This is a genomic window from Tenacibaculum dicentrarchi (genome assembly GCF_964036635.1).
Taxonomy (GTDB): Bacteria; Bacteroidota; Bacteroidia; order Flavobacteriales; family Flavobacteriaceae; genus Polaribacter; species Polaribacter dicentrarchi.
On sequence record NZ_OZ038524.1, the window covers coordinates 1,187,884 to 1,200,714 of the forward strand.

12 protein-coding genes are annotated in these 12,831 nt (G+C 29.7%); 3 read left to right on the forward strand and 9 right to left on the reverse strand.

The window, feature by feature from the left end:
• Window positions 1–116: 116 nt before the first annotated feature.
• From ABNT14_RS05255 to ABNT14_RS05290, 8 genes are all read right to left on the reverse strand, one after another.
• Window positions 117–440 carry a translation initiation factor gene (locus ABNT14_RS05255; RefSeq protein WP_058884968.1) on the reverse strand — a complete coding sequence of 108 codons (324 nt, stop codon included), beginning with the start codon at window positions 438–440 and terminating at the stop codon, window positions 117–119.
• A gap of 28 nt (window positions 441–468) precedes the next feature.
• Window positions 469–1,416, reverse strand: a complete 948-nt coding sequence (locus ABNT14_RS05260; RefSeq protein WP_101902050.1) for an isopenicillin N synthase family dioxygenase — start codon at window positions 1,414–1,416, stop codon at window positions 469–471.
• Between the two features lie 62 nt (window positions 1,417–1,478).
• Entirely contained in the window at window positions 1,479–2,177 is a 699-nt protein-coding gene (locus tag ABNT14_RS05265; RefSeq protein WP_101902051.1) for a DUF6048 family protein, read from the reverse strand.
• Window positions 2,158–2,634, reverse strand: coding sequence for a DUF6452 family protein (locus tag ABNT14_RS05270; protein WP_101902052.1), 477 nt, complete (start codon window positions 2,632–2,634; stop codon window positions 2,158–2,160). The genes ABNT14_RS05265 and ABNT14_RS05270 overlap by 20 nt, the downstream gene beginning before the upstream one ends.
• A 23-nt stretch (window positions 2,635–2,657) precedes the next feature.
• Complete coding sequence (rlmD, locus tag ABNT14_RS05275; protein WP_101902053.1) at window positions 2,658–4,109, reverse strand: 23S rRNA (uracil(1939)-C(5))-methyltransferase RlmD; 1,452 nt, start codon at window positions 4,107–4,109, stop codon at window positions 2,658–2,660.
• 102 nt (window positions 4,110–4,211) lie between these two features.
• Window positions 4,212–4,907, reverse strand: coding sequence for an OmpA family protein (locus ABNT14_RS05280; RefSeq protein WP_101902054.1), 696 nt, complete (start codon window positions 4,905–4,907; stop codon window positions 4,212–4,214).
• A 50-nt stretch (window positions 4,908–4,957) separates the two neighbouring features.
• Window positions 4,958–5,455 carry a lipocalin family protein gene (locus ABNT14_RS05285; RefSeq protein WP_200809366.1) on the reverse strand — a complete coding sequence of 166 codons (498 nt, stop codon included), beginning with the start codon at window positions 5,453–5,455 and terminating at the stop codon, window positions 4,958–4,960.
• A gap of 232 nt (window positions 5,456–5,687) precedes the next feature.
• Window positions 5,688–6,851 (reverse strand): mechanosensitive ion channel, encoded by a 1,164-nt coding sequence (locus ABNT14_RS05290; RefSeq protein ID WP_101902055.1) that lies wholly within the window; start codon window positions 6,849–6,851, stop codon window positions 5,688–5,690.
• A 294-nt stretch (window positions 6,852–7,145) separates the two neighbouring features.
• Between ABNT14_RS05290 and rocD the strand changes: the two genes are divergently transcribed.
• Entirely contained in the window at window positions 7,146–8,387 is a 1,242-nt protein-coding gene (gene rocD, locus ABNT14_RS05295) for an ornithine--oxo-acid transaminase (RefSeq protein WP_101902056.1), read from the forward strand.
• A gap of 445 nt (window positions 8,388–8,832) precedes the next feature.
• Here the strand turns inward: rocD and ABNT14_RS05300 are convergent, their stop codons facing one another.
• Window positions 8,833–11,814 carry a DEAD/DEAH box helicase gene (locus tag ABNT14_RS05300; RefSeq protein ID WP_101902057.1) on the reverse strand — a complete coding sequence of 994 codons (2,982 nt, stop codon included), beginning with the start codon at window positions 11,812–11,814 and terminating at the stop codon, window positions 8,833–8,835.
• 186 nt (window positions 11,815–12,000) lie between these two features.
• Between ABNT14_RS05300 and ABNT14_RS05305 the strand changes: the two genes are divergently transcribed.
• Together ABNT14_RS05305 and ABNT14_RS05310 are read left to right on the forward strand one after the other, a co-directional pair.
• Window positions 12,001–12,195, forward strand: coding sequence for a hypothetical protein (locus ABNT14_RS05305; protein ID WP_101902058.1), 195 nt, complete (start codon window positions 12,001–12,003; stop codon window positions 12,193–12,195).
• 236 nt (window positions 12,196–12,431) lie between these two features.
• Window positions 12,432–12,818, forward strand: a complete 387-nt coding sequence (locus ABNT14_RS05310) for a hypothetical protein (protein WP_101902059.1) — start codon at window positions 12,432–12,434, stop codon at window positions 12,816–12,818.
• Window positions 12,819–12,831: the final 13 nt, after the last annotated feature.

Sequence of the window (12,831 nt, forward strand, 5' to 3'; positions counted from 1 at the left end):
GGGTTTTAAACCCTTGCCATATTATTTTGATGTTACAAATTTTTTTGGAGGCTAGGCTCTTAAATAAAAAAAGTGTTAGAATTTGTAAATTCTAACACTTTTTTTTATGATTTAGATTAACCTCCAACACGTTTAACGTTAAAGCCTTTATCTTTTAAAATTTGCATGATTTTATCGCGATAATCACCTTGGATAATTATTTTATCATCCTTAAAACTACCACCAACACTAAGTTTGGTTTTAATTTCTTTAGCTAATTTTTTAAAATCTTCGGTAGCGCCGGTATAGCCATCTAAAATAGTAGTAGGTTTTCCTTTGCGTTTTTCATATTTACAAAGTATCGGGTCGTCTTGTAGCCAAATTTCTGACTTTTTTTCAACCTTTACTTCGCTTTCTTGATGATCGGGAAATAAGTTTTTTAATTGATCTTTAAAATCCATGCTTGTTTTATATTGTTTTTTTTTAAGCTTATTTTTTTAAGCCTAATTCACGTAGGCGTTCGTCTAAAAATTCACCAGCAGTAATATCTTCAAATTGTTTTGGGTTTTGCTCGTCAATACAATTTTCTAAAACATCTAATTTCATATCAGAAACAGGGTGCATAAAAAATGGAATTGAATAACGCGATGTTCCCCATAATTCTTTCGGCGGATTGGTTACTCTGTGTATGGTTGATTTTAATTTATTATTACTATGGCGCGACAACATATCACCCACATTAATCATCAATTCATCAGGTTGTGCAACAGCATCAAGCCACTCACCATTATTGTTTTGAACTTGCAATCCTTTTCCTTGCGCACCCATTAATAAGGTAATTAAATTAATATCGCCATGAGCAGCTGCTCTTTCAGCACCTTTAGGTTCGCTTTGAATAGGCGGGTAGTGGATAGGACGCAAAATACTGTTTCCATCTTTAATGAAATTATCAAAGTAAGTTTCCTCTAAATCTAAATGTAACGCTAATGAACGCAGTACATATTTGGCTGTTTTCTCTAGCATTTGATAGGTTTTTTTACCTATTTCATTAAATTTAGCAAGTTCTTCAACAGTTACATTTTCAGGATATTCTTTAGCGTATTTAGAAGCCGCATCTACATACTGCCCAAAATGCCAGAATTCTTTTAAATCGCCTTCTTTTTTTCCTTTAGCACTTTCTTTTCCAAAAGAAATATAGCCTCTTTGTCCGCCAATACCAGGAATTTCATATTTCTTTTTTATATGGGTAGGTAAATCGAAAAAGTTTTTAATTTCAGTATATAAATTATCAACTAACTCATCATCTAAAAAATGACCTTTTAAAGCTACAAAACCGATGTTTTGATAAGCGTCACCAATTTCATTGATAAATTTTTGTTTTCTATTTTTATCTTCAGATAAAAAATCTGCTAAATTTACGCTTGGAATTTTATTCATTGTTAATAAGTTTAATGATTACAAGGTGTAAAGGTAGTAAAAATAAGGCTTAGTAGCTTAAATTAGTTATTAACAAAAGGAATAAAGTAGGAAATACTGTAATTAAAACCAAAACCAGTATGGCTTTCAAAAACACGATTGAAGCCTGGGGCATATAATGTTTTAAAGTTTTTTTGATCGTTTAAATGAAGCATTACCTTATAAGAAACCCCTGCACTTAAAAATAGGTTTTTAAAGGTTTCGACTTTAATACCTAGTTGAATTTCAGTCCAATGTGCGGTAAGCCCTGTTTCGGTAATCGGTTTTTTTATAGTGTTTGAAGGAAAATAAGGCGTGCCAACATTTGTTTTATAGCTATTTAAAGTTTGATCAAAAAGCGCGGCAGCATACCTAAAACCAACATAAATTTCGTTATTCATGTCTAGCCAATTTTTATAGGCATTGTAGTTAGCGCCAAGTCGAATAAAATTTCCTTTGGCGGTTGAACAGGTGAAATCTTCAAAGCTAATTTCTTCTTCGTAGCCTGCTTCGGCGGCTACATACCAATTTTTAGAAACACGATAATCACCTACAAATTCTAAACCACTGTAACTTTTGTCAACAATTGCTAATGCGGGTTTGCTAATATCAACACCTAAACGCAAACCTGTACGTGTTTTATAGGTTAGCGTGTCTTTTTTTATTTCAGATGATGCTGTTTTCTGAGAAAAACCATTTACAGAAACAAATAATAAATAGCTACTAATAATATACTTGTACATGTGCTTTTGTTTGATTTTCAATAGTCGTAATTTCAGAAGTTGATATGTTATCAATCCAACCTGTATGCTTTAAATTTACATCATTAAAGATAACTTTATAGCCACACGAACGAGAAACATAAACTTCTTCGGGCTTATAATTTATAGTTAATGTTGCTATTTTGTTATTGATAGCTAAATTATCGGTAGCATTCATTTTTAAGGTATAAACAGTTTGGGTAGCCAAACTGTTTAATGGGATATTTATTGAATCAGCTTCTTGGTTTACAAAAAGACTGTCTTTACCTTGTGCTATAATAGAAAAACGGGTAACCTTCTTTTTTTTAGAAGTATTTTTTTTATCATAAAAACGCAACACTAAGTTAGGTGTTACAGGGTTTTGAATACAGAAATCATCTTTTTCACAAGCTGAAATTCCTATAAAACAACTACACAAAAGAAGGATATATTTTTTCATTTAATAATTAATAAGGTAAGGGATTATTTTTCGAATAAAACAACAGTTTCTATATGTGCTGTGTGTGGAAACTGATCGACTAAACTAATCTTTTTTAGTTTATAACCAGCGTTCATTAATTCTTCAGTATCACGAGCTTGTGTTGCAGGGTTACAAGAAACATAAACCATTCTGTCGGCATTTAAGCGGATAATTTTACGCAATGTTTTCGGAGCAATACCAGCACGAGCAGGATCTAAAATAATGGTTTTAATTTTATTTTGATACTGCGGATGTTCATATAAAAATTTACCAACATCGGCAGCATAAAATTGTAAGCCTTCAATATTGTTTCGTTTCGCATTTTCTTTAGCATCTTCAATTGCTGATGCTACAATATCAACTCCAACTATTTTGGCATTTTCACTTCTTGAGGCTAAAATCTGTCCGATAGTTCCTGTTCCACAGAATAAATCCATTACAACGGTGTTGTCAATAGCTTCTTTATTTTCTAGAGCATAATCAACTACTTTGGTGTATAATTTTTCTGCCGATTTAGGATTTGTTTGAAAAAAGCTTTTCATGCTGATTTCAAAATTTAAACCTAATAATTCTTCTACAATTTTATCTTTACCAGTAACAAGCTCAATACTTCCTGATGTTGCAATGGTTCTATCGCCAACTTCATCGTTAATTGTATGTAGTAATCCTGCTAAACGATCGCCAAAAATATCTTTTAATAAGCTCACAAAAGCGGGCATATCAAATTTTGGTAAATCAGCAGAAGTAGTTACTAAATTAAATAATAATTCGTTGGTTTTATATGATTTACGCACTACGAAATATCGGAAGAAACCTTCTCTTTTTGGTCCGTGCCAAGGTGCTAAACCTGTTTTTTCGCAATATTCACGAATTACTTTTAGGTTGTCTTCAACTTGAGCATCAAATAAACCAGAATCTTTGTTTAGGTTATCGCCCATCCACCAAGTTCCACGACGTTTAAATCCTAGGGTAAAAAAATCGGCATCGGTTTTGTTAACTCTGTCGTATCCAATTGCTGAAAAACCGTATTCCATTTTATTTCTATAGTGAAATACGTTTGGAGAGCTGATAAATTCATCAAATAAATCGTCAACATTTTCAACTTTACCAATTCTTTTAAATAACGATAAGGTACTTTCTTTTTTATATTGATGTTGTAATTCAATTGGTAATTGAATATAAGGTGCTCCAGGGATGTCTTGAAAAGGTAGGGCAACTTCATCTTTTGACGCTTCTAAAACATCGATTAATTTTGCTTCGGCATATTTTTTACTCGATTTGCTAATTTGTGCTTTTACCAACTGACCCGGTAAGGTATTAGGTACAAAAACAACAAAACTACCTTCTTCGGATTTTATTCTTGCGATTCCTTTTCCTCCAAAAGCATAATCTTCAATTCTTAATTCTAAAACTTGATTCTTTCTTACAAATTTATTTCGTTCTCTACGTGGCATCTTCTGTTATGTATAAGTTTGCAAAATTATGAAAAGTTATGGATTGATAGCACAAAAAAGGCTACTCATTTGAGTAGCCTTTTATATAAAATAACCAATATTTTATTGTTTTACTTCTTGTTTTGCTTCTTTAATCATTTGTTGGTTAGCTACAATAGCAAATTCAACACGTCTATTTTTACTTCTTCCTTCTTTTGTTTGGTTAGAGGCAATTGGGTCGTTAATACCTAAACCTTTGGTTTTGAATCGGCTTGTTGCAAGTCCTTTACTTGCTAAGTAATTTCTTACCGCATCGGCTCTTTTACCAGAAAGAGTTAGGTTGTATTCAGCCCTACCAGTACTATCGGTATAGCCATAAATTACAATATCGGTATTGTTATAGCTTTCAAAAACAGGAACTAATTTGTCTAAATTGTCTTTAGCAGCTGTTGTTAAGCTCGATTTATTGGTGTTAAAGCGAACGGCATTTTCACCTAAAGTAAGCATAATTCCTTCACCAACTCTTTCTACTTCAGCTCCCGGTAAAACTTCTTTAATTTCACGGGCTTGTTTGTCCATTTTATGACCGATAGTTCCACCGGCAACACCACCAATAACGCCCCCTAAAACAGCGCCTAGTTCTGAGTTTTTACCATTTCCTAAATTATTACCAAGAACGGCGCCTAAAATTGCGCCTGCAGTGGTACCAATTACGACTCCTTTTTGGGTGTTATTAGCATTTTTAACAGCGCCACAAGAAGTAAGTAAACTACTTGTTAGAACTAAAACCGAAAAGCTATAAATAATTGTTTTTTTCATGATGTATTTTTTTAAAAGTATGTGATTTTTATTGCTAAATGAGTGTTGTATTATTTTCTTTGAAAAGAGTAAGTGATGTTTTTAATTGTGCCTGCAACGTTAATTTTATCAACTAAATCAAAACTTGTTTGTGTTAAGTTATTGATATTTAAAACAAAGCCATTATTTACGTTTTTCGCTTTATGTCTGTTGATTATTTTTAATACAAAATTTCCATCTTTGTTAATGTACCAAGTAGTTGGCGAATTAAAATCAAGACAAGAAGTACTCGGGTTATTAAGTCTCATTTGCCCTTTATTATTGTTAGAAATAAAACTCCAATTACTTCCTACAAAACAGTTAGAATCGGCAATATTAAACGAGGTTACTTTAAATAAATTAGCACCTGTATAGTTTACAGTGCTAATAGTCCAATTTCCTTTTAGCATTTTTTCAGTTTTCTTGTCTAGCTTTGTGTTTACTGCCGAAGTGGTAGTTTTACAGCTAATAGTTGTTGATATTGCAGCTAAAATAAGCAAAGAAAATAAGTTTTTTTTTATGTTTTTCATAATTTTATAGATAAGGGTTTTAAGTATATGTGTTTTGTTTTTTTGATGAAAAAACAGTGTGTATTTTTTAGTATAACGAAGCTGTTTTCATAGTTTAAAGGTCTTCTAAAAATAGTTGAAAAACAATTAAAAATTTATTTTTTTTTAGAGCAAAAAAAACACCTCTATAGAGGTGTTTTTACAACAGTAAACGACTGTTTTTAAAGCTTATTCTTTTTTAGCAACATCATTATTACTTCATAGTGTTGTTAAATTTATTTAGTATTTTTTCCATTTGTTTACCACCAGCCTCACGACCACCTAATCCAAAAGAAAGTACTACTGTTAATGCTACTGCGCCAAGTGTTATTCCGAAAGCTAAATTGATGATGTCATCAGCAATACCCATTTTACCTAATCCGATTGCTAAGAAAACTGCTAAGATAGCAACTTTAACAATACTTCCTACAAATTTATTGTCATCACTTTTCATAAAGTTTTTAGAAGCGATAGTTGCAATCCAGTTTCCTATTGCTAAAATAACCAATCCAAATAAAATATTTCCTGCAAGGTTTAATACTGTATTCATAATTTCAGAAAGCTTACTGAATTCTAATTTATCAATAGCAGTCATTATACCAAATAATACGATAAAAGCATATACAATATTTGAAATTAATTTTTCAACATTTGCTTTACCAGTAAAAGAGTCTAAATTAGCGCTTTTTAATATTTCGTTTAAGTTTAAACTATCTAATAAATCTTTAAGTAAATTACTTAAAAATTTACCACCTATAATAAAAATAATTAATATTAATGTAGCGACCAATATTTTAGGAATTGCGGCAAAGAAAATTTCTAGCATGTTAGTTGCTGGTTGAGAAATAGAATCAATATTTAAAATATTTAAAGCAGCAATTAAAAGTGGAATGAATATAAAAATAAATACAACTTTTTTAAGGATAGTAACAATATTAATATTTTCAGGGAGGTTTAATTTTGGTGCAAATTTTTGAATTGTTCCTCCTGATAAACTTACTAATTCAGAAACTATAGTAGCTAGCATATAACCAATATAGCCGACAAGCCCTGCCCCTACAATATTAGGAATAAATTGAGTAAATCCGTTTAATAATTCTTTAATTGGTTCTAAAACACTTGTCATTCCTAGCTTGTCCAGAGCTAACATAAAAACAAATATCATTATTAAATAGTATGCCAATTTTGAAATTAAGTCACCAAAACGTACTTTACTATTACTTAGAGTGTTATTTAAGCCACTACGGTCGCTTATTTTATCAATTAGTGTTTTAACTACCTTAGCAATAAGCCATCCTAGTATAATAATTAGTAAGGCACTAATAGGTTTCCCAAAACTGCCTGTAATTTGATTGTAAGTGTTTAAAATCTGATTCATAATTTATTTGGTTTTTAGTTATTGCTATGACCCTTGTTTTTATGTTTAGTCACTTTTATAATTCGTTAAATAGTTTTAATAAATTAGAGATAATTTTTAACAAGCGTTAAAACATAAAAAAGACATGTTTTATTTTTTTGAAAAATGTAAGATTTAAACTTTAAAAAAGTTTAATATTTAGTAAATTGCAACACTTTTTAGGGATGATTTCTTTCCCACGCTGAATTTTCGATTTTTTTCGAAAGGATAAAGGTGAACAGGAATAGTTTTTTATTAATTAAAAATTATTTTGAAATGGCTTTAGACCAATTAACTTCGCAACAAGCGATTGAATTAGAAGACAAACACGGAGCACACAATTATCACCCGTTACCAGTGGTATTAAGTAAAGGTGAAGGTGTACACGTATGGGATGTTGAAGGAAAAAAATATTATGACTTTTTATCTGCTTATTCGGCAGTAAACCAAGGACATTGTCACCCAAGAATTGTTGATGCAATGGTAAACCAAGCAAAGACATTAACATTAACTTCTCGTGCTTTTCATAACGATATGTTAGGTAAATATGAGAAATTTGCTACTGAGCTTTTTGGTTTTGATAAATTATTACCAATGAATACTGGTGCTGAAGCGGTTGAAACTGCTTTAAAATTATGTAGAAAATGGGCTTATGAAGTTAAAGGTATTAACGAAAATGATGCAAAAATAGTTGTTTGTGAAAACAATTTTCATGGGCGTACTACTACTATTATTTCTTTTTCTAATGACCCAATAGCTCGTAAGAACTTTGGTCCATTTACAAATGGATTTATTAAAATAGAATATAATAACTTAAAAGCTTTAGAAGAAACTTTAGAAAGTGATGCAACTATTGCAGGTTTCTTAGTTGAACCTATTCAAGGTGAAGCGGGAGTTTACGTACCTTCTGAAGGTTATTTAGCTGCTGCTAGAGAATTATGTGCTAAACATAATGTGTTATTTATTGCTGATGAGGTTCAAACAGGAATTGCTCGTACTGGTAAAATGTTAGCAGTAGATCATGAAAATGTTAAACCTGATATTTTAATTTTAGGAAAAGCTATTTCTGGTGGAGCATACCCTGTTTCTGCTGTATTAGCTGATAATAACATTATGAATGTTATTAAACCTGGAAACCATGGTTCTACTTTTGGTGGTAACCCTATTGCTGCTGCAGTTGCTACTGCTGCTTTAGAAGTTGTACAAGATGAAAAATTAGCTGAAAATGCTGAGCGTTTAGGTAAAATATTTAGAGCTGAATTAGCTGAGTTTGCTAATGAAACTGATTTAGTTTTATCTGTAAGAGGTAAAGGTTTATTAAATGCTGTTTTAATTAACGATACTGAAGAAAGTACTACTGCTTGGGATATTTGTATGAGCTTACGTGATAACGGATTATTAGCTAAACCAACACACGGAAATATTATCCGTTTTGCACCACCTTTAGTGATGACTGAAGAGCAATTAATGGATTGTATCGCTATTATTAAGAAAACTATTTCTGAGTTTAAAAAATAAGCTTCTGAAATTTTTAATATATAAAAGGAACGGTTTTTAATCGTTCCTTTTTTTTGTGCGTAATTTTTTGTGTTTTTTTTCTTCGGATGAAATAATTATTCAATATTGAAAGAATAAAAAATAGAGTACAAATGCCTAGCCCCGATTGAAGCATCTGTTTGAGCTCTTTTTTTGATTTTTCTTCAAAAAAAAGCGAGTGCGGAAAGCGGGAAATTGCTTCAAATAAATCTTTTTGTAGTGCCTGTTTAAATTTTATATTCTGATTTGCCGCAGTTATTTGTCAATTCGAGTGATTTTAATGACTAAAAGGAATTAAAATTGTATCGAGAATTTGAATTATTTTATATTGATAAATTTGAATTTACTATTAAATAAGTTCTCGATACAATTTTTTTGAAGGAAAAAAATTACTCGAACTGACAGTTTTACTTCTGACAATTATATATTACTTCTCCATTTCATAAATATTTAAATGCTTTTTTAAAATTCCAGATGGTGTGTTTTTTGTTTCATCAAAAATTCGAGTATCGCCAAATAAAATAAAACTGTCTTTTGCTCTAGAAACCGCAACATTTAAAATATTAGGTTTGTTATCTTTTTCAAAAAATAAAGTTCCTTCATCTTCGTTAGAATACACGGAACTGAATAAAATAATATTACGCTCAGCACCTTGTAAGGCGTGAACCGTTCCTAATTTGATATTGTTTACTTTAAAACCTGCTTGGGTTAAAGCTTGTGATAATTCTCCTTTTTGACTAGCAAAAGGCGTAATAATTCCTAAAATATTTTCAATGTTTTCAACATTATAAGCCTCTTGAATTTTTTCTTTATTTTGTTGTAACCAAGTAATAATTGCTTTTACCTCGCTAATATTACAGCGACTATTAAATTTACGTTCGCTAATTCCTGCCACATGATACGCCATCATTGACGGGAAAATTTGATTCTCTTTAGCTTTTCCTTTCATTGGTTTTAAAATACCGTTGTAGGCAAGTTCATTACAGAAATTAATAATTTCATCGTTACATCTTCGGTGTTCTAATAAAACTAATCCTTGTACTTTTTCTTCGGATAAAGGAGTTTCAAATTCACAAGCATTTTGTGCCATTTTCATAATACTTCCGTTAGAAGCTAAAAATCCGATGTTTTTTAAATATGCTTCATCTTCTTCATTTTGAAGCATATTAAGTGTAGTTAAATTTCCGATATCAATTTTATTAGGAATAGACCAAATAGGTTCAATTTGTTTTAAATCACCAATAACAAAGGCTTTTTTAGTTAAAGAAAACATTGGAATACTAACTTCAGGAGTTACTTGTCCAGCTTCATCAACAATTAAAAGGTCTAAAAAATTGTATAAAGGTAAATAGTCGAAATCAGGTTTTCCATTTTCATTTTCACCCAAAAATTGACTGTATAAAAAATGACTTGGTGCAGTGTAAAAAGTAGCAACAAAACAAGGCGTTAGCATAGCTCTTCGTTTCCATTTATTTTTAATTGAATTTTCGCCAGTACCTTTTTCAGTGTCATTGTTCAGTGCATATTTTGTAGCAATTAACCAACGAGCTTCCCAATAATGAACAGCAAATAAAAAAGATTTATGACGTAGTTCGATATCTATTTCATCATAAAAAAATCGTGGAGTATGATTGTTTGAATTTATTTTCTCATATTCATTATTCCACATTTGAACTTCTGAGATATATGGAAATCCTTTAATTTTATTTTCTGTTTTCCAGTTCTTTAACTGTAAATTTGATTGTAAAGCCATGTTTAAATTAGCAATACATTCTTTTATAAACGAAATAGCGTTATCATAATTTTCAATATTTTTTTCTGATATTTTAAAAATAACTTCTGAATTGTTTTCAGAAATATCAGTATCAATTTTAAAATATTGAGTTATTTTTTGATGAAAATCATTTTGTTTTATAGTAGATTTTAAACGAGTTATTATAGTACGCCATTCTTTTAATTTTCCTATTTTAAAAATATCTTTTTTTATATAATCATCTTTATTTAAAAGAATATTATTAATATAATTGATGCTATTTATATAATCGCTTGAAAAATTGGTGCCTTCAATTAAAGTATTTTCAATGGTAATTATTTCGTCTTGCAGATAATCGCAAACATCTTCTAATGAATTTGTTTCGGCATTAAAATAATGACAATAATTAGTTAAAAAATAATATTCAGCTTCATTTAAGTATTTTTCATTTTCTAAATCACATAAAGTTCCCTCATTACCAAACATATTTCCCTTTAAAAAATTAATATCTTTCAAAGCTTTTTCATTTTTAGAATTTGAAGGTAAATAAGTTGCGTATCCGTTAAAATTAGGTATCCAACGAGCAGATAATTCTTCTAACGAACTTTTAGAGTTGATAAAACTATCAATAATATTGGTAACCGCTTGATTATTGTTAGAACATGCTAAAATTACGGGCGCATCTTTTCCTTCAATTGCCGATTTTACAAATTCAGTAGCGACCAAACTTTGTAAAAGTGTTGTTTTACCCGTTCCTGGAGGACCATTTACGGCAGTAATGGCATTTTCTTCGGAAGTTAAATAGGATAATAATGTTTTGCGTTGACTTATAGATAACGGAAATTTATTAGACATTTGCCCCAAATGCAATTGATTGTAATTTAAAAAATCAGCATCTGTTACAGGTGTTTTTTTATCCTTGATAAATGGATTTATTATTTTTGATAAAATAGGAATTTCTTCAGTGTTTTTTAATAAGTTTTCATACAAAAAAAGAATGCTTTTTGCTGTAGAAATTTTTGAACTAAGAGCAAAATAAGTCAATTGATATTGTGTCGTATATTTTTCAACTTGATAGTTTTGTAAACTATTTGTGGTAATTTGTGAAAATACATCATTTATATATGCCCAATATTCAGCCCAAGATACTGTTTCATCTTCATAATAAGTTTGAGGTGCTTCCATATCTTTAGCATCTAAAACGATATCAATTTCAGAAAAAATAAAATCATTTTTAATGTCAGCAATTGGTGTTAAATAATTACGTACAATTAAAGGGAATAATTCTTTAGGAGCTTTTAATTCTCCCGAACGATTAACCATTGCAATTATCCAAAATGGATAAATATCTCGTGGTTTGTGTTTTAAATCATCATTGGTTTGATATGTTAAATGAAAAGGAGATAAAACTATTTTTGTTTCTTCTACTTTATACCATTTTGGGTCGTCTTTTTTACTTACACCTTTTATTCGATTAATTCGACGTTCTTCAATATCCAACAATTCATTGGCTTGTTTTGAATTGATAATAGCATTACTTAAATCAGTTGTTTCTTGTTGAAATAAGTTTTTGATTTTATCAATATCAATGGCTAAGTTTTCGCTATCAGATAAACTGTTTTTGTAATATTGTAACCAAGTTTTTTCGTTTTTCATGCTTTTTTGAAAGAAGTACAGCGTTTGTGAATTCTGTGATAAAATAGTGGGCAAAATTACGTTATTTTTTTAGTATCAAAAAACAAGATAAAGATGATGTGATGCCTCACGTTTCTAAATGGTCTTAAAGATTGTAGCATACAAAAGTAAATTTTATTTATATTACACTAATAAAAAAAATAGCTTATGGGATTGTATATTATGTATGTTGTTTTTTCTTCTTTTATAATTTTTATAATGGTCGTCGTTTTTAAAAAAGTGAGTATTTCTCATGCTGAAATTAATACCTTTAAATTTTCAGTAAAAAACGAAGAGAATATTGAACATCAGCAGATAGTAAAAAAAATAGTCGCTTTAATATTGTTGTTTATGCCTGTTTAATTGGAGTAGCTGTTTTAAATATATTATTTTATGGAGTCGGTAGTGCTCAAAATGAAACCACTTATTTTAATTATTTACTAAATGGAATACAATTTCAAGTAGTATCGTCTATTCTTTTTATAATATTAAGTGTTTTAAATCCTTTTATTGTATTTCCAGAAGATATAATTCAAAGAATTACACAGGAAAAGCGAAGTGGAATCTTACGATATGTAATTGTAAATAATAGTAAATCGATGGCAATTCGAATATTTTTATCGGTATTACTAATAACCTTTTTTGTGTATAAAAAATGGCTAGTTATTATTCCTTTTTTACCAGAATACCTAATTTTACAAGGAATTAATATAATGATACTACTGTTCATTTTTAAAAACATCTATATCATGAAAAAGCATCCTATAATTTTTTTTAGATTAAATGTTGTAAAACTTGCAAAGGGAGTGCTTTATATTAAAATTTTTACATTTGTATTGATTCCTTTAGTGCCTTTTACTATGATGACATTAATAGTATTGGGCATCGATGAACATAATTTTTCTATTTCGCCATTGCTTTTTATTGTTTTTAATAGCTTATTAATGGTGTTAGAAATGAAAACAAGCAATTTAAAACCGTATTAAATTTATCTATCAA